The organism is Salinicola halophilus (assembly GCF_003206155.1).
GTDB lineage: Bacteria > Pseudomonadota > Gammaproteobacteria > Pseudomonadales > Halomonadaceae > Salinicola > Salinicola halophilus.
Map to the genome: position 1 here is coordinate 1,634,215 of NZ_PZJV01000001.1, position 17,712 is coordinate 1,651,926.

Annotated in this window: 15 protein-coding genes; 6 read left to right on the plus strand and 9 right to left on the minus strand. The window is 66.9% G+C overall.

From position 1 onward, the window contains the following. Window positions 1-2 precede the first annotated feature (2 nt). The 4 genes from DOM33_RS07305 to DOM33_RS07320 all read right to left on the minus strand — a co-directional run bounded on the left by DOM33_RS07305 (window position 3) and on the right by DOM33_RS07320 (window position 5,063). Window positions 3-443, minus strand: coding sequence for a DUF4385 family protein (locus tag DOM33_RS07305; protein ID WP_110667199.1), 441 nt, complete (start codon window positions 441-443; stop codon window positions 3-5). Window positions 444-572: 129 nt separating this feature from the next. Next, entirely contained in the window at window positions 573-3,167 is a 2,595-nt protein-coding gene (locus DOM33_RS07310; protein WP_110667201.1) for a TRAP transporter permease, read from the minus strand. Between the two features lie 200 nt (window positions 3,168-3,367). Further along, window positions 3,368-4,342, minus strand: coding sequence for a TAXI family TRAP transporter solute-binding subunit (locus tag DOM33_RS07315; protein ID WP_110667203.1), 975 nt, complete (start codon window positions 4,340-4,342; stop codon window positions 3,368-3,370). Between the two features lie 217 nt (window positions 4,343-4,559). After that, window positions 4,560-5,063 (minus strand): DUF192 domain-containing protein, encoded by a 504-nt coding sequence (locus DOM33_RS07320; protein WP_110667618.1) that lies wholly within the window; start codon window positions 5,061-5,063, stop codon window positions 4,560-4,562. 175 nt (window positions 5,064-5,238) lie between these two features. Here DOM33_RS07320 and DOM33_RS07325 point away from each other — a divergent pair, with 175 nt between their 5' ends. Both DOM33_RS07325 and DOM33_RS07330 read left to right on the plus strand, forming a co-directional pair. Next, window positions 5,239-6,105, plus strand: a complete 867-nt coding sequence (locus DOM33_RS07325) for a DMT family transporter (RefSeq protein ID WP_110667205.1) — start codon at window positions 5,239-5,241, stop codon at window positions 6,103-6,105. 122 nt (window positions 6,106-6,227) lie between these two features. Then, window positions 6,228-6,683 (plus strand): GNAT family N-acetyltransferase, encoded by a 456-nt coding sequence (locus tag DOM33_RS07330; RefSeq protein WP_239495283.1) that lies wholly within the window; start codon window positions 6,228-6,230, stop codon window positions 6,681-6,683. 57 nt (window positions 6,684-6,740) lie between these two features. Here the strand turns inward: DOM33_RS07330 and DOM33_RS07335 are convergent, their stop codons facing one another. The 5 genes from DOM33_RS07335 to DOM33_RS07355 all read right to left on the minus strand — a co-directional run bounded on the left by DOM33_RS07335 (window position 6,741) and on the right by DOM33_RS07355 (window position 12,952). Then, window positions 6,741-7,616: an ABC transporter ATP-binding protein gene (locus DOM33_RS07335; RefSeq protein ID WP_110667208.1), complete on the minus strand. Its 876-nt coding sequence runs from the start codon at window positions 7,614-7,616 to the stop codon at window positions 6,741-6,743. 43 nt (window positions 7,617-7,659) lie between these two features. Then, entirely contained in the window at window positions 7,660-8,769 is a 1,110-nt protein-coding gene (locus DOM33_RS07340; protein WP_110667622.1) for a FecCD family ABC transporter permease, read from the minus strand. A gap of 59 nt (window positions 8,770-8,828) precedes the next feature. Continuing rightward, window positions 8,829-9,854 (minus strand): FecCD family ABC transporter permease, encoded by a 1,026-nt coding sequence (locus DOM33_RS07345; protein ID WP_110667210.1) that lies wholly within the window; start codon window positions 9,852-9,854, stop codon window positions 8,829-8,831. A 59-nt stretch (window positions 9,855-9,913) separates the two neighbouring features. Next, window positions 9,914-10,927 carry an ABC transporter substrate-binding protein gene (locus DOM33_RS07350; protein ID WP_110667212.1) on the minus strand — a complete coding sequence of 338 codons (1,014 nt, stop codon included), beginning with the start codon at window positions 10,925-10,927 and terminating at the stop codon, window positions 9,914-9,916. Window positions 10,928-10,993: 66 nt separating this feature from the next. Further along, entirely contained in the window at window positions 10,994-12,952 is a 1,959-nt protein-coding gene (locus DOM33_RS07355) for a ligand-gated channel protein (protein WP_110667214.1), read from the minus strand. 159 nt (window positions 12,953-13,111) lie between these two features. Between DOM33_RS07355 and DOM33_RS07360 the strand changes: the two genes are divergently transcribed. From DOM33_RS07360 to DOM33_RS07375, 4 genes are all read left to right on the plus strand, one after another. Beyond that, on the plus strand, window positions 13,112-14,056 hold the full coding sequence (locus DOM33_RS07360; protein ID WP_110667216.1) for a LysR family transcriptional regulator: 945 nt from the start codon (window positions 13,112-13,114) through the stop codon (window positions 14,054-14,056). 219 nt (window positions 14,057-14,275) lie between these two features. Next, a complete protein-coding gene (locus tag DOM33_RS07365) occupies window positions 14,276-14,494 on the plus strand; it encodes a DUF1656 domain-containing protein (RefSeq protein WP_110667218.1) in 219 nt (72 codons plus the stop codon). After that, window positions 14,494-15,516, plus strand: a complete 1,023-nt coding sequence (locus DOM33_RS07370) for an efflux RND transporter periplasmic adaptor subunit (protein ID WP_110667220.1) — start codon at window positions 14,494-14,496, stop codon at window positions 15,514-15,516. Before DOM33_RS07365 ends, DOM33_RS07370 begins: the two co-directional genes overlap by 1 nt. Window positions 15,517-15,521: 5 nt before the next feature. Further along, on the plus strand, window positions 15,522-17,582 hold the full coding sequence (locus DOM33_RS07375) for an FUSC family protein (RefSeq protein WP_110667222.1): 2,061 nt from the start codon (window positions 15,522-15,524) through the stop codon (window positions 17,580-17,582). The last annotated feature ends 130 nt before the right edge of the window (window positions 17,583-17,712 follow it).

Sequence of the window (17,712 nt, forward strand, 5' to 3'; positions counted from 1 at the left end):
GCTCAGCGGCGCGTCCTGCGCTGATGCGCTTGCTTCGCCCGACAGTAGGTCTTGTCGTCGCGCACCGCATCCAGCGCCTTCTGGTAGCGCTGGGCGATCCGCGCCTTTTCGGCGTCGGCGTTGCGCGGTTCAATCGCCTCGCCGCGCTTGTCACGCTTGCGCCCGCCGGGGTAGCGGGCATAGCGCCGCGAGCGGGTGTACCCCATCTGCAGGTACTTGCGCGCCATGTCCATGCCGACGAAGTCGTCCTGCTCGCGGTAGTCGCGAAAGCGCGCCTCGATGGCCGTGATCGCCTCGGTGGCGTCCACCTCGTTGCGGATCGCCCACAGCGGCAGCAGCTCTTCCTTGTAGGGGTGGACGTGGAAGACGCCGCGCTCGCCGTGGCCGATGCGGTACGCCTCGGGATGCTCGCGGTAATCGATACTGCTGTCGGGAAAGGCCATGCCGATCTCCTGCAATGTATGAGTGTCCTGCCAAGCGACCGAGCACGAAAAAGCGGCCGCCTCGAGGGCGACCGCTGTCGTGATCCGCGCACGAAGCCTGATCGAGGGCCGGCCAACCCGGCCCGTCGATCACGCCGTGGCGGGTGTCGCTTCTTTCGGCGCTATCCGGCGGCGCCGACGCTGCAGTAGCACGATCAGGGCGAACAGGATCAGCCCCGGAATCCACATCAGCTCCTTGGGTAGCTGGCCCACCGGTAGCTGTACGGCGACGATCTCCTGGTCGAAGTCGAAGCCGAGTTCTTCGGCTTCGCTGCCGAAGTCGGTCATGTCGACCAGCGTCTTGCCATCCTCTTCCATCAGGTGCAGGCCGAGGCTGTCGAGACGCTCGGCGCCGGTGTCACCCTCGGTCGCCGGCACTTGAACGACGAAGCTCGTCGGCGCGCCGTAGGCATCCAGCCCGTCGATGCGCACGCGCAGATGCTCGTTGCCCTCGAGCTCACCCAGCGCCTGCTCGAACTGGGCCGGCGGCACCTCTTCGTACGGCGAGTCGATCCGGTCCATCCAGAAGCCGGGACGGAACAGGGTGAAGGCGACCAGCAGCAGCAGCACGCTCTCGTACCAGCGGCTTCTGACCAGCATGAAGCCCTGCGTCGCCGCCGCGAACACCAGCATCGCAAAGGTCGCCACCACGAAGATCAGGATGCCGTGCCAGAGATCGACGTTGATCAGCAGCAGATCGGTATTGAAGATGAACAGGAACGGCAGCGCCGCGGTGCGCAGGCTGTAGTAGAACGCTTGGAAGCCGGTACGGATCGGGTCCGCCCCGGAGATCGCTGCCGCGGCGAACGACGCCAGCCCCACCGGCGGTGTGACGTCGGCCATGATGCCGAAGTAGAACACGAACAGATGCACCGCGATCAGCGGCACGATCAGCCCCTGCTGCTCGCCCAGCTGCACGATGACCGGCGCCAGTAGCGCCGAGACCACGATGTAGTTGGCGGTGGTCGGCAGCCCCATGCCGAGAATCAGGCTGAGCACGCCGGTGAGCAGCAGCATCAGCAGCAGATTGCCCATCGACAGTAGCTCGACCAGATCCGCCAGCACCAGCCCCACACCGGTCTGCGCCACCGCACCCACGATGATCCCGGCGGTCGCCGTGGCGATACCGATGCCGATCATGTTGCGGGCGCCGTCGACCAGCCCCTCCCACAGATCGATGCCGCCGCGCTTGATGTCACCGACAAGCTCGCTCTTGCCGCGAAACAGCGCATCCAGCGGACGCTGGGTGAGAATGATGAAGATCATGAAGACGGTGGCCCAGAAGGCGGAGAGCCCCGGGGAGAGCCGTTCGACCATCAGGCACCAGACCAGCACCACCACCGGCAGCAGATAGTGGAGCCCCACCATCACCGTGGGCTTGGTACGCGGGAGCTGCGTGATCTCCTTCGAGGCATCGTCGTGCTCGAGCTCGGGATAGTTCGACCCGAGCTTCAATAGCCCGACATAGACGGCCGCCACTCCGACGGCGATCACCCAGGAAGCGGCATCACCGAGCGCCGGCTTCAGCCAGCCGATGCCGTAATAGACCGCCGCCGAGAGCGCCATCAGGCCGACCAGCCCGGTCAGGAACCCGAGAATCTTGGCAAGCCACGGGCGCACCGGATTGCCGCTCTCCAGCCCCTGCATGCCCGCCTTCATCGCTTCCAGATGGACGATGTAGAGAAGCGCGATGTAGGAGATCACCGCCGGTAGAAAGGCGTGCTTGATGACGTCGATATACGGAATGCCGACATACTCGACCATCAGGAAGGCCGCCGCGCCCATGACCGGCGGCATGATCTGGCCGTTGACCGACGAGGAGACCTCGATCGCCCCGGCCTTGGTCGAGCTGAAGCCGACGCGTTTCATCATCGGGATGGTGAACGTCCCGGTGGTCACCGTGTTGGCGATCGACGAGCCCGAGATCAGACCCGTCAGTCCGGAGGCGACCACCGCCGCCTTGGCCGGGCCGCCGCGGTAGTGCCCGAGCAGCGAGAAGGCGACCTTGATGAAGTAGTTGCCGGCGCCGGCCTTGTCGAGCAGCGCCCCAAACAGCACGAACAGAAAGACGAAGCTGGTCGAGACCCCCAGCGCGATGCCGAAGACACCCTGGGTGGTGAGCCACTGATGATTGACCAGCCCGGAGAAGCTCACCCCGCGGTGGGCGAGAATGCCCGGCATATAGGGCCCGGCCAGCGAATAGATCAGAAAGATCAGCGCGATGATCGTCAGCGGCGGGCCGAGCGAGCGCCGGCACGCCTCGAGCAGCAGGACGATGCCGATGACGCCGATGATCACGTCCTGCAGGATCGGCGCACCGGGCCGCTGCGCCAGCTGATCGTAGAAGAAGTAGAGATAGGAAGCGCAGAAGGCGCCTACTAGAGCCATCACCCAGTCGGTGTTCGGCATGCGCTCACGCGGCGAGCGTTTGAGCGCCGGATAGGCCATGAAAGCCAGGAACACGGCCAGCGAAAGATGGATCGAGCGCGCCTCGGTGGCGCTGAACACCCCGAAGCCGAAAAGGAACGGTAGCGGCGAGGCGATCCAGAGCTGGAACAGCGACCAGAGCGCGGCGACGCCGAGAAACAGGCGATTCGGAATGCCCGTCAGCTTGCGCCCACCGGTATCGGTGGCGGCGAGCTCGTCGAGCTTGGCCTGATCGGGGCCGGAAGTGTTGTCGGTCATGTGTCGATCCTGACGTGACAAACCGGGAATGAAGACGCATCGAATGCGACGCCTCTCCTGCGAGTCGGCCGGCGCCATGGGTCGCCGGGCCGATGCAAAGACGCGGTGGCCGGTTCACAGCCACCGCGCTCGCGGTACGGCGCCTCGGAAGGCGCCTTCAGGACAGCGGCGCGCCGACCTTGCAGCCGGCGCGGGCCGAATTACAGCCAGCCCTGCTCTTTGTAGTAGCGCTTGGCGCCTTCATGCAGCGGGGCGGAAAGGCCCTGGCTGATCATGTCTTCCGGCTCCAGGTTGCCGAAGGCCGGGTGCAGGCGCTTGAAGCGATCGAAGTTGTCGAACACGGCCTTGACCGTCTGATAGACGACTTCGTCATCGACGTCGGCGGAGGTCACGAAGGTCGCGCGCACGCCGAAGGTCTCGACGTCGTCCGGGTTGCCTTCGTACATGCCGCCGGGGATGGTGGCCATGCTGTAGTACGGATACTCGTCGACCAGACCTTTGACCGCATCGTCGTTGAGCGGCACCAGGTTGGCATCGACGGTCGTGGTCGCTTCCTGGATCGCGCCGTTGGGGTGACCCACGACGTAGGCCATGGCGTCGATGTTGTTGTCGGCAAGCGCCGAGGCCATTTCCGCCGCACCCAGCTCGGAGGCCAGCGAGAAGACGCTGGTATCCCAACCTTCGGCGTCCATCAGCACTTCCATGGTGGCGCGCTGGCCGGAGCCCGGGTTGCCGATGTTGACGCGCTTGCCCTGCAGATCCTCGAGGGATTCGATGTTGGAATCCTTGCGCGCCAGGATCGTCAGCGGCTCGCCGTGCACGGCGAACACCGAGCGCAGGTTCTCCATCGGCTGGTCGAACTGGGCTTCACCGTTGTAGGCGTTGTACTGAACGTCGGACTGGGCCACGCCCATGTTCAGCTCGCCGGACTTGATGCCGTTGATGTTGGCGACCGAGCCACCGGTGGAGGGCGCGTTGCAGCGAATGCCGAGCTCTTCGGCGCTGCGGTTGACCATGCGGCAGACGGACTGGCCGACGACGTAGTAGACGCCGGTCTGGCCGCCGGTGCCGATGGTGATGTACTGCGTTTCCTGCGCCGTGGCGGAGGCGGAAAAGGATGCTGCCCCCATGACGGCGGTAGAGAGGACCGCAGCGGTCAAAGCGTGGCGTTTCATGCGCTTACCTCGAAATTCCCATTTATTGTGTCGGCCGCCGAGCGACCCCGTTGAAGCGGGCTGGCGGCAGGCCATCGCGATCGCGACTGCCGCGCCGTGCAGGTTACCTTACGCAACACGGCTCCCATCGGATAGCGTAGCCTGACGCCGCGTCATCATATAGCGACTTCGGGTCCGGCAAAACTCCCCTTTGGGCGCGGTTTCGAGGCCGCCTGGCTCAGCGCTCGCCGAGCCAGGCCGAGAGGTCGATCCGATCGCCGACCGCCAGATCGTGCGCCTCGAAATAGCCCGCATTGACCTCGAGCGCGGCGCGAAACGGCTCGCCGGCGGGATAGACCGGGCACGCCTGGGCGTTTTGTGCCCGACACGGCGACATCGTCTTCAGCGCGCGAATTCGGCCGTCACCGCCGAGGAAGGCGATATCCAGCGGGATGCGCGTGCGATACATCCAGAACGCATTGGCACCGGCCTGCTCGCGGTCGTAGAGAAAGAGCATCCCCGCGTCCGCGGCCAGGGAGTCTCGCTCCATCAATCCGCGGGCGCGGCCCTGGGCCGTGTCGACCACTTCCACATCGAGCGTGTACGCCTGGGTGCCGTTGTCCAACGTCAGACGATGGCTCGCGCCGTCTTCGGCCGGGGCTGCACCGGCAGCCGTGGAGAGAGAAGCCGCGACGATGACGAAGGCAGCCAGGGCAGTGCGGCGAGGTGACGTGACACTCATGAGGGAATCGGCCTTTTCATCAAACCGCTTCGGGGCGGGTTCACGGATCGCACCGCGACGACGCGGGCGCGGGCGGTTCAAAATCCTCTTGCGATCGAATCGCACCCTGAGACAATGACGCCCCCTTCGCCTGGCGTCCACCGCGACGCGCCGTCACCGACCAGGAGTGTCGTCAGTGCCCCCCAAGGATCTCGCGATCGGCCTCGGCATCATCGTCATCTGGGCGTTCAACATCATCGTCATCAAGCTCGGCGTGGCGGATCTGCCGCCGCTGCTGGTGACGCTCTTGCGTTTCGCTCTGGTCGCGCTGCTGGTCGTCCCTTTTACCCGTATCACCCGGGTGCAGCTGCCGTGGATCCTGCTGCTGGCGGTGACCTTCGGCGGGCTCCACTTCCCGCTGCTCTTCCTGGGCCTTGCACACGCCGAGGCGGGTACCGGCGCGCTGCTGGTTCAGATGGGCACCCCCTTCGCGACGATACTGGCGGCGCTGTTTCTCGGCGAGCGGCTGAGCCCGCGGCGCATCACCGGGCTCGCGCTCGCCTTCGGCGGCGTGGTGATCCTCGCTGGCGGGCCGACGCTGCCGCCGCCCGCCTCTACCGCCCTGCTGCTCGCCAGCGCCTTCTTCTGGGCGGTCTCCACACTGCTGATCAAGTTCGCCCCGCCCATTGCGCCGCTGACCATGACCGGCTGGATCGCGCTGTTCGCCATCCCGCTGGTGGGGCTCGGCAGCGCGCTGTTCGAAAGCGGCCAGTGGGCGGCGATCCGCCACGCCGGCTGGGCCGGCTGGGGCGCCGTCTTCTATACCGCAGTGATGTCCTCCATCGCCGCCTACGGCCTCTGGTATCGCCTGCTGCAGAAACATCCGGTGAGCCGAGTGGTGCCGCTGACGCTGCTGATGCCGGTGTTCGCCGTACTCCTCGGGGTTTGGCTGCTCGACGACTCGCTAGGTATTCATAAGGTGCTCGGCGGGCTGACGGTGATCGTCGGCCTGGCGGTGATCAACATCCCGCTTCGTCGTCTTCGCCGGCCACGGCTGCGCTGAGCCGCCAAGGCGGGTTTCAGATCAGTCCATCGGCGTCATCCAAGGGCTCTGCCTCCCCCGCTCGCGGCGACGCCACGCTTCAACCGTTCGCTTCAGATTCCGTCGACCAAGAGTGACCGCCCATGAGCCCCGACACCCTGCGCATCGCCGAAATGACCCTCGACGACCACCCCGACTTCCTGGCGATGATGCGCCGCACGCCGGGCGTGGTGATTCGTAACGCCGACGGCTTCGACGCCACCGCGCGCTATCTCGACCGCAATCCGGGCATGAGCTTCGTCGCTCGCCACGCCGAGCACGACGGCATCGTCGGCTGCGCCATGGCGGGCCACGACGGCCGCCGCGGCTATCTGCAGCACGTGATGGTCGAGCCGGCGTTTCGCGGTTTGGGGATCGCCCGCGACCTCGTCAAGCGCTCCCTCGACGCCCTGCTCGCCGCGGGCATCGAGAAGGTGCACCTGGATACGCTGGCAGAGAACGCGGACGCCCACCGCTTCTGGGAGCATCTGGGCTGGGCGAATCGCAACGCCGAGATCGTCAAGTTCTCGCGGGTGCTGGTGGACGACCCCGAGGCGTGAACGTCTCCGAACGCTGGAACGCCGCGGCATTGGAGGCGGGTCACAGGATCGACCCGGCTATTCGGCGCGGATCGAACGCACGTTGGTGAGAATCGGGCTGTTGGTCGCCGGGTCGAGCAGTAGATCGCAGGTCACCCCGTAAAGGCGGCGAACCAGCTCGGGGGTGACCACCTCGCTCGGCGTGCCGGCGGCGATGATCCGGCCGTCGAGCATCGCCACGAGATGGTCGGCGTAGCGACAGGCGCTGACCAGATCGTGAACCACCATGGCGAGGGTCTTGCCCGCCGCGGCCAGCTCGCGGATCAGCTCGAACACCTCGAGCTGGTGGCCGAGATCCAGCGCCGAGGTGGGCTCGTCGAGCAGCAGCAGCGGCGTCTGCTGGGCGATTGCCATGGCGATCCAGGCGCGCTGACGCTGGCCGCCGGACATCGCGTCCAGCGGGCGGTCGGCGAGCGCATGCAGGTTGGCGGCGGTGAGCGCCTCGTCGACGATGCGGCGATCCTCGGCCGACCACTGACGCATCAGGCCCTGGTGCGGCTGACGCCCGAACTGGATCAGCTCGGCGACGGTAAGCCCCTCCGGCGCATGAGTCTCCTGGGGCAGCAGTGCAAGCTTGCGCGCCACCTCCCGCGCCGGCAGCCGCTGAATGTCGTCGCCGTCGAGCAGCACCGCGCCGGCGTCCGGCAGATGCAGTCGCGAAAGACTCGCCAGCAGCGTCGACTTGCCGCAGCCGTTGGGGCCGACGATCGCCGTCACCTTGCCCGCCGGCAGCGACAGCGACAGGTCATCGATCACCGGACGCCGACCGCGTCCTCGCCCGTAGCTTGCATGGAGCGATTGCGCCGCCAGCGGCGAGCCGGCGCCATCGGTGTGATCGGCGTGGGTATCCGCGGCGTCGAGGGGGGAAGCGGTGGCGTTCGAAGCGGGGGTCATGGGATCTCTCGTTGTATGCGAACCGACATCGTGATGATGCCGGTCAGTGGCGGAACCGCGCCGCCGGACGCAGCAGAATCCACAGCAAGAACGGCGCGCCGACGATGGCGGTGACGATACCTACCGGCACTTCGATCGGCGCGACCAGCAGCCGCCCCACCAGATCCGCACTCACCATCACCAGCGCCCCGGCCAGCGCCGCGCCGACGAGCGGCACGCCGCGTGACGACGAGAGCTGGCGCGCGATTTCCGGGCCGATCAAGGCGACCATGCCGACCGGGCCGGCGACAGCGACGGCCAGCCCCGTCAGCGCGATCGACACCCCGAGCGCCGCGTAGCGGCTGCGTTTCACCCGTACGCCGAGGCCCGTCGCGACCGAATCGGCAAAGCGCAGACAGGCCAGGTCGCGCTTGAGCCAGAGCGCGGCGACAAGGCCGAGCGCGAGGCCGATCTCGAGCCAGACGAGGGAGGCGCCATCGCGAGCGTTGAGGCTGCCCACCGTCCACGGGTAGGCCGCGTTGGCGGCATCGATCGCCACGCGGGCGAGCAGCAGCTGCGTCAGCGCGCCGAAGATCGCTCCCACCCCGATACCCGCGACCAGAAAGCGATAGCCGCGGGTACCGATGTCGCTCGCCAGCGCAAAGGTGATCACCGTCGCTGTCACTGCCCCCGCCAGCGCCATCGGCGGCGGCGCAAGCCCCACCCCGACACCCAGCACCGAGGCCACCGCGAACGCCGTGGCGCCGTTGTCGATACCGATGATGCCGGGCGTGGCCAGGCGGTTGCGCGCCAGCGTCTGCATCAGACAGCCGGCGAGCGCGAACGCCGCGCCGGTCGCCAAACCCGCGATGAGCCGACTGAGGCGCAGCTCGCGGACCACGAAGACATTCATCGGGTCGCCGAGCCCGGCGAGGCCCTGCAGCGCGGCGAGTGGCGACAGCGGTAGGCTGCCGGCGCAGAGCGACGCGATCGCGGCCAGCGCCAGCGCGACGACCAGGCCGAGGTTGGCAGCGGTTCCGCGCCGGTCGAACAGCACGCTGCCGCGACGGTCGCGAACGCGCCATGTCAGTTGCCAGGTGCCGGCCGGCGGTCTGGCCGCGGGAGACGGCGAATCGCAGGGGGATGCCGTCATCGACACCGTCGAAGTCGTCATCGTGGTCGCCGCGCCGACGGACGGCGGCGGCGCGCTGGCGCAGGAGAGCGAGCGGGACGTCATAGCGCGGGCATCCGGTGAGCACGCACCACGGCCACCAGTACCGGTGCGCCGATCAGCGCGGTGACGACCCCCAGCGGCATCTCCGAGGGGGCGACCAGCCGCCGCGAGACGATGTCCGCCGCGAGTACGAGAATCGGTCCCAGTATCAGCGAGAGCCAGAGCGTGCGGCGCACGTCCGGACCTGCCAGCGCCCGGGCAGCAAAGGGCACTACCAGGCCGACGAAGGCGATGGGACCGGCCACTGCGGTCGCCGCGCCCACCAGCAGCGCGGCGGCAACCACCGTCAGCAATCGCGTCCAGCGCGGCCGGTGACCGAGCCCCACCGCGACCCGCTCGCCCAGCGCCAGCGCGGCCAGCGGGCGGGCGACGGCGATCACCAGCGCCAGCGCCACGACCAGGCTCGGCAGGATCGCCCCCAGGTCGTCGAGACGTCGGCCGGCGAGGCTGCCGACGATCCAGAAGCGAATGTCGTCGGCACTGCGCTGGTCGATCAGCAGGATCATCGAGGTGAGCGCGCCGAGCAGCCCGGAGAGGATCGCCCCCGCGAGCACCAGCCTCACCGGATCGTTACCCACGCCGTTGACTCGCGCCACCGCGAGCACGAAGAGACACCCGGCGAGCGCGCCGATCTGCGCCACCGATACCCGCAGCGTCGCCGCATCGGCGCCCAGCACCAGGGCGACGGCCACTGCCAGCGCACTACCGGCACTGACCCCGAGCAGGCCCGGCTCCGCCAGCGGGTTGCGCGCCACCGCCTGGATCAGGGCCCCGGCGAGGCCCAGCGCCGCCCCCACCGCCACCCCGATCAGGGTTCGCGGCAGGCGCAGCGACTCGACCACGAAACGGGCATCCGCCGTGCCGTCGCCGCGGATCGCCGCCCACGCCTCGGCGGGGCCGACCTCGCCGGCCCCCAACAGCAGGCTCGCCAGGCAGACCAGCGCAAGGCCGGTCAGCAGGGCGAGCAGCAGCGTGGCGAGCGGCGCTCTCGCCTTGGGCTGTAATTCGATCGCGCTTGTCGTCATGAGTCGTGTCGGTGGCGTTGTTCACGCGCGTCTTCGTCACCCTGACGAGTAGGACGCGTCTATCGATTCATTGCATCGCGATCCAGGACGGCCTCGATGTCATCGAGAATGCGCTCGGCGGCGATCGGCCCCGACGCGCTGGTCCAGAGCTGGCCGTCGACCGGCACGACGTGGTCGTTGTGTACCACCTCCAGGCGCGCGAAGGCCGGCGTCTGCCGGGCCGAGTCGAGCGCTGCCTGACCGTCGGCATTCAGGGTGGCCAGAAAGAGCCAGTCACTGTCGATGCGCGAGAGATTCTCCAGGCTGAGCGGGTCGCTGTGCGGTCGGCCGGCCTTGACCACGCCGCCGTCGTCGACCTCGAAGCCGGTGGCGGCGAGCAGCCCGCTGGAGAAGATCCGCGAGGACATCACCAGCGGCCCCTGAGGCATCCAGCGGGCCAGCGTAGCGCTCGTCCGCGTAGCGCTCGTCCGCGTGGTGCTCGTCCGCGTGCCGCTCGATGGCGAGGTGCTCGGCGTCGCTGCGCCAGTGTCGCCGTCGCGCTGACGCGCGGCAAGAGATTGAGAACGATTTTCAATCGCCGTCAGCGCTTCGTCAATCGCCGCGCGGCGATCCAGCGCATCGCCGAACAGACGCGCTTCCTCCTTCCAGGCCTCCGGCGAAAAGCCCTCGCTCGGGGGCACGATGGTGGGCGCGACGCGGGACAGCAACGCGTACTGTTCGCGCGGCAGTCGCGACGAGGCGAGGATCAGGTCGGGGCGCTGAGCGACGACGGCTTCCATGTTGGTCTCGCGGGCGGTGCCGACGATACTGATGCCGTCGGCGGCATCGCCGAGATAGTCGGCAACGCCGTCACCGCCGCGAGTGGCGACCGCCCCTAGCGGTTTCACGCCAGCGGTGAGCGAGGCGTCGAGCGCGCCCTCGTAGAGCGTGACCACCCGCTCTGGCTGGCCGTCGATCTCGACGTCGCCAAACGCGGTCTCGAGGGTGCGCGCCTGCGCAAGTGACGTGCCCAGTGCGCAGGTCACCGCGGCGGCCAGCGCGAGGCGCCGGCCTGAGAAGATTGTCTCGATCATGCGTACCTCATGTTGTGTATGCGAATAGCCTCGTAGCGGCGCGTCGCCGCTGCTCACGGTCAACGATCAGAACTCCAGATTGACGCCGACCCAGTAACGACGCCCGTCCTCGACCAGACCGTAGTCGTCGTAGTCAACGTCCTTGTCGAAGAGGTTGTAGACGCCGAAGAGGAAATCGGCCTGCGAGGCGATCGCCCAGGCACCGCCGGCGTCGAGGAAGGTGTACGACGGCGCCTGCAGCGAACTCGCCGAACGCCCGCCGGTAGGTTGGCTCTCCTCGCCGCGGAAGGTAACGCGTGACCAGGCGCTCAGTCGCCCGGCCGGCGCCCAGTCGAGCGTTGCGTTCGCCTGATGCTTGGGCAGCTTGGTCAGCGGCTTGCCCTCGTACTCGCCGGACTTCTGTTCGGAGTCGGTGTAGGTGTAGCTCGAAGAGAGCGAGAGCGTCTCGGTCAGCGGCGAGGAGAGCGAAAGCTCCACGCCTTGGGTGACCGCCTCATCGACGTTGATGCGATAGGTCGGGTCGGCCTCGAACTGGTTGGGGCCGTCGGTACAGACGTCGCTGGGGCAGCCGACGCGGGTGATCTTGTCGTCGAAATCGTTGTGGAAGATCGTCGCCCCCGCCGTCAGGCCGCTCGGCGCGGTATAGATCACGCCGAGTTCCTGGTTGAGCGAGGTCTCCGGCTCCAGGTCCGGGTTGCCGTAGATATTGCCACCGCGGCTCACCTGCCCCCAGCCCGGCGTGATCTCGCGCAGACTCGGCGAGCGGTAGCCGGAAGAGACGCCACCCTTTATCGTCCAGCGCGAGGCAGGATTCCACACGCCGTAGAGACGTGGGCTCACGTGGCTGCCGAAGTTCTCGTTGTCATCCACGCGTAGCCCGCCGGTCAGCGAGAAATCGGTGGTCAGGAACCACTCGCTCTCCACGAACAGCGCCCACTGGTAAGCGTCGATCTTCGAAATATTGGTCGGCAGCTGGTTACTGGTACTGTCCTCCAGCGCTTCCTTCTCGTAGGTCGCGCCAACGGTCAGGATGTTGGAGGCGAACGGCATCGTCAGCCGCGTATCCGCCACGGTATTGCTGATCTCCATGTCGCGGGAGTCGTTACGGGCGTTCTCGCGCTGGACGTAGGAGTCGCTGGTGCCGATGTCCCCGTGGCCGGTGTGTGTCACCGCGAAGTGCTCGCGGGTGAAATCGTCGTCGGTGGCGTCGCACGGGCCGCGACAGCCGGTGGGAGAGACCGATTTGCCCAGCGTACTGCTCCGGTTCTGTTCGGTGCGCCCGGCCTCGAAGGTGAAGTCGTGATTCTCGTCCGGCGTCAGCGCCAGTCGCGCGGTGGCGTTCTTGAGATCGCGCTCTTCATAACCGTTGGCGAATTCGTCCTCTTCGCGCGTGCTGTAGCGTCCGCTCACCTGCAGGCCGAGGAGATCCTCTTTCAGCGGGCCGGCGACGTAGAACTGAGTCTGCTGCTCGTTGCCCGAATCGCTGTCTTCCTGAATCGTGGCGTCGACCTGAACGTTGCCGTGCCAGTCGCCGGTGACCTTGCGCGTAATGACGTTGATCACCCCACCGATGGCATCCGAGCCATAGAGCGTCGACATCGGCCCGCGAATCACCTCGATGCGCTCGATCGCCTGCAGCGGCGGCAGCCAGTCCTGCTCGAAGCCAGCGCTACCGTTGGGCCGCGTTTCGCGGGTCGACTGGCGCCGCCCGTCGACGAGAATCAGCGTGTACTCCGCGGGCATGCCGCGAATGCTGATATCGGCCCCGTTGTCACCCGCCCCGCCGCCGGTGACGATGACGCCCGGCACGGTGCGCAGCGCATCGGTCACGTCGCGATACTTGTGACCTTCGAGCTCCTCTCGCGTGAGAACGCTGATCGAGGCCGGTGCATCGACCACCTGCTGGGCGTAACCGGCGGCGGTGACGACCATCGTTTCCGCGGTGGTCGACGTCTCCGCCAGTGCCGGTTGAAAGACAGCGAGCGACAGGGCGCCTGCAGCGGCAAAAGAGGCTTTCGGGGTCATTCGGGGTTCCCTTGACTGGCCCGGGCGCGTCACGTTGGCGCGCACCCTTTTTGGAAAAAATAATACGAATATTTATCATTTAGATTCTTCCATAGATTTGCGCTAAAGTGCCGTGACAGTGTGTTGCAGCAAATGCAACGGTAAGACGTAGAGAGACCGATGAACTCCCCTGCCTTCGATCACGCAACGCTCGCCGCCTTCGTCGACGTGATGAATTCCGGCAGCCTCACCCTGAGTGGACGGCGGCTGGGCATCACCAAGTCGACGTTGAGCCGGCGGCTGTCGCAGCTCGAGACCCAGCTCGGGCAGCCGGTCCTGCGACGCCAGGGCAATCGCCTGCTCCCCACCGAGGCGGGCCTTCTGTTCGTCGAGTACGCTCGCGACATGCTGCGTCTCGCCGAGCAGAGCAGTCTGGCGCTCGACGACCTGCGCGAGGCGGTGAGCGGCGAGGTCGTGGTCAAGGTGCATCCCGTGCTCTCCCGGGGCTGGATGGCCACCCAGGCGAGGGCCTTTCTCGACCAGCATCCGCAGACGAGCGTCTCGCTTCGCCTGTTGCAGGCGGCCCCCGCGGGGCCGGACGCGCAGGCCGTGCACGTCTGGCTCGGCGAGCTCAGTGCCTGCGGACTGCGTCAGGAGTCGCTGGGCGCGCTTGCCCGCGGCGTCTATGCCCACCCGGACTACCTGCGTCGCTACGGTATGCCGGCCCACCCCAGCGAGATCGCCGAGCACACCTGGGTCGATCTGCTCGGCGATACCGACGCTGGCGTGACGCTTTTGCATACGGTTCACGGCGAGTACCACACGGCGCTCGGACGCTCCCGGCTTCGGGTCGATCAGCACACGATTCACGCCGATGCCATCGCCAACGGCCAGGGCCTCGGCCTGATGCCGCACTGGATGGCGGAGCAGCGCCTGAAACATCATCCCGGTACGCTGATGCCGGTGCTCCAGCCGTGGCACGCCGCCCCGCTACCGGTCACGCTGCTCTATCCGCATGGTCACCTGCCGGGAAGACTCCGGGCGATGATCGAGCAGCTGCGTGCCGGCACGCCCGCCGCCTGGCAGCGGGTGAAAGACGCCTCGACGCCCGAGACCCCGCACTAGACCCGCGCCACTCGGTTCGCGGCCCGACGCTTTCGAAGCGTGTCGTCACGGCCTAATAAAACCTCGCCCGGTGATCGCCTTTCGCCACGGGTAGCGACTAGACTTCGGAGCGAACGCCCCGCTGGCACGCCGAGCCCGACGGGGCGTCTTCTGACACGCAAATACTGAGCGTGCTAATATTCGCCGCCCGCTTCGACGGCCGAATCATTCAGGGACACCATGGGTCTTCAGGAAATCGCCATTGGCGGCATCTTCATCAGCCCGCTTCTGCTCTATGCGCTATTCGGTTTCGTGGCGACGATCGTCACGCGCACGCTGCTGCACTGGCTCGCCGGTCAGCGGGCGCTCTGGTACGAGGCCTGGGTCGATGTCTCCCTGTTCGTCATCTTCACCGCCGGCATCACCTTCGTGTTGACCGTTCTGTTAGAGAGCTCCTGATGCGCAATTCGCTTCGTATTCTATTGACGCTGGTCGTCGTGGCGATCGCCGTACTGGCCGGCCTCTGGCTCTGGAACTACTACCTCTATCAGCCCTGGACCCGCGATGCGCGCGTCAATGCCGAGGTGGTCACCATCGCGCCCGACGTCTCGGGCTGGGCGCGCGAGGTCAACGTCCGCGACACCGACTTCATCGAAAAGGGCGATACGCTGTTCGAGATCGACCCCGCCCGCTATCAGGCAGCGCTCAACCGCGCCGAAGCGACGGTCGCCAATAACCGGGCGACCCTGGATCTGCGCCGGGCCGAAGAGCGCCGACGCAATAGCCTGAGCGATCGTTCCATCAGCACCGAGGATCGCCAGATCGCGCAGATCAATACGCGCATCGCCCAGGCCAATCTCGAGCAGGCCCAGGCCGACCTCGAGAGCGCCCAGCTCGATCTCTCGCGGACCCAGGTGGTCGCGCCGGTGAGCGGCTCCGTGCTCAATCTACAGCTGGCGGCGGGCAACTTCGTCAATCGGGGCACGCCGGTCATGGCGCTGGTGCAGTCGGATTCGTACTACGTGATCGGCTACTTCGAGGAGACCAAGCTGGCCTCGATCGACGTGGGCGACCCGGCCGAGGTGATCCTGATGAACGGCGACCAGCACCTCGACGGCCACGTAGCGGGGATCGGGCGCGGCATCGCCGATACCAACACCAGTCTCAACAACCGACTGCTGCCGCAGGTGCAGCCGACGTTCAACTGGGTACGGCTGGCGCAGCGCATTCCGGTGCGCATCACTCTCGACCACCGGCCCGACGACGTTCTGCTGAGTGCGGGCATGACGGCGACGGTCCGGGTGCATCCCGATGCCGACGACGACGATGAGACGACTCGCCCGGCGGTACCTGCCAATACGGCCACGCCCGGGGGCTTTAAAGAGGATCGTCGGCCGTCACCCGAGGCGCAGTCGCAGACGCAGACGCCGCTGCCGGATGCGATACCCACGGAACGCGCCACCGATGCGCCCTCGAGCTGAGCGACATGCCACCGCTCGTCCGAACCTATTTGATGCCCGATGCCACGGCGGTCAAGTTCGCGATCAAGACGACGCTCGCGATGATGGTCGCGCTCTATCTGGCACTCTGGTTCAACCTCGACCGACCCTACTGGGCGCTGATCTCGGCGGCGTTTCTGCAGATACGCCCGATGAGCGGCATGGTGATCGAGAAAGGCGTGTGCCAGATCGGGGGCACGCTGATCGGCGCGCTGGCAGGCATCGTCATCATGGCGTTGTTCGCCCAGGCTCGGGTTCCCGCCATCAGCACGCTGGTGATCTGGGTGATGTTCTGCACCTACGTGGGCTCGCTCTGGCGTAACAACTACACCTACGGCTGCATCATGGCCGCGGTGACGGCGATGCTGATCGTGGTGATCTCCAACGGCAGCTCCCCCGCCGGCATCTTCGATATCGCCGTGGCGCGACTCTCCGAGCTCGGCCTGGGGGCGATCTGCGCGACGCTGGTGAGTTCGCTGCTGTGGCCCACCCGAGTCGGCCAACACCTCTCCACCCAGGCCGACAGCGTCATCAATCAGGCATTCGAGAACGCCGCGCTCAGGCTCGAGGCAAGCGACGACATCGCGGCCATGCAGCAGGCGCTGCGCGGCAGCCTGGGGCCACTCACTACGCTCGAGACCGACAGTCAGGCCGCGCGATTCGAAGGCCCGGCAGGTCCCGGCCGAGTGCGTGCCACGCATGTGCTCACCCGACGGACGCTGCGCTTTCTCGCCAATCTGCAGGCATTGCACCAGCTGATGCACGATCATGCCGATCGTCTTCACCCGAGCAGCCTGGATCTCTCGCGCCGAGTCGCCGAGGGATTTCGCGAAGCAGAGCACGTCGAGGGCGTCCCCAAGGCCCGACGCGAGCTCCAGGACCTGCGCCGCCTGGTCCAGGAGAACAAGGAAGAGGATCTCGCTCCCCTCGACCAGCGGGTGCGAATCGGTCTGCGCGAGACGATCGGCAACGCCATGGTGATGCTCGATGCGCGCGAAGCGATCGCCTCACCGAGCAGCCACAACCTGCGTTCGAGCTCGCTCGCCTGGCATCGTGACCACCTCGCTGCCGGCATCAATGCGGTGCGCGCGGGACTCGTGCTGTCGGCGCTCGCGACCTTCTGGATCCTCACCGCCTGGAACAGCGCGATGGTCGCCATGCTGCTGGGAACGCTCTTCTCGGCGTTCTTTGCCAGCCGCGACAATCCGATCGGCATCACCATGATGTTCTACAAGGGCATGCTCGCGGCGATTCCCAGCGCCTTCCTGTTCGGTCACGTGCTGCTCTCTCAGGCGACGGGCTTTCCCATGCTGGCCATGATCTTCGGCACCCCGCTCTTTCTCGGACTGCTGGGCGCGACCAACCCGGCCACCATGGGCTACTGCCTGGGATTCGCGATCTTCAACATCCTGCTGACCATGCCGAGCAACAACATGGACTTCGGCCTCGACAGCTTCGCCAACCGCGCCGTCGCCGTCGTGATCGGCCTGAGCTGCGTGGCGATGGGCTTTCGCCTGCTGCCGGGCTTGGGGGCCAGGCTTCGCCGGCGACGCCTGATCAACGCCATCTCCCGCGACATCCAGCATCTGCGCCGCGGCTCGATCGGCGACGCCGAGACCCGTTTCAGCGGGCACATGGCCGATCGCATGCTGCACCTCGCCCAGCACGACGACATGCTGCCCGACGATCAACGCCATCTCTTCATTCTCGGTTTGACGGGGCTGGACGTCGGCGCGGCGACGCTGCGACTGCGCACCCGGCTCGACGATGCGCCGCATCCGGTGATTCGTCGCGCGCATCATCAGCTGCTGCGCGCCCTCGCCAACGGCTTCGAAGCGAGTGCCAACGGCCGTCAGCCGCAGGGCATTCAGGAGGCCGGACAGCGACTCGACGCCGCCATCGCCGAACACGGCAACGTCCCCGCGGACCGGCGCGTCCTGCTCGAAGGGCTGGTCGAGCGCCTCGAACTCGCCCTCGAACGGCTCGCTCGCATCATGGCCGAGCGCCCGCCGATCAAGTCCGAATCCCGCGATCCGGCGAGGGCCTGACGCCACGGCGCGACGAGTCCTCTTTCAAAACGACGACTCTCCTTTCAGAAACCACGATTCCCCTTCCAGAAACGACGATAGCCCTTCCAGAAACGACGATGCCCCGCCGACCGAAGTCGACGGGGCATGC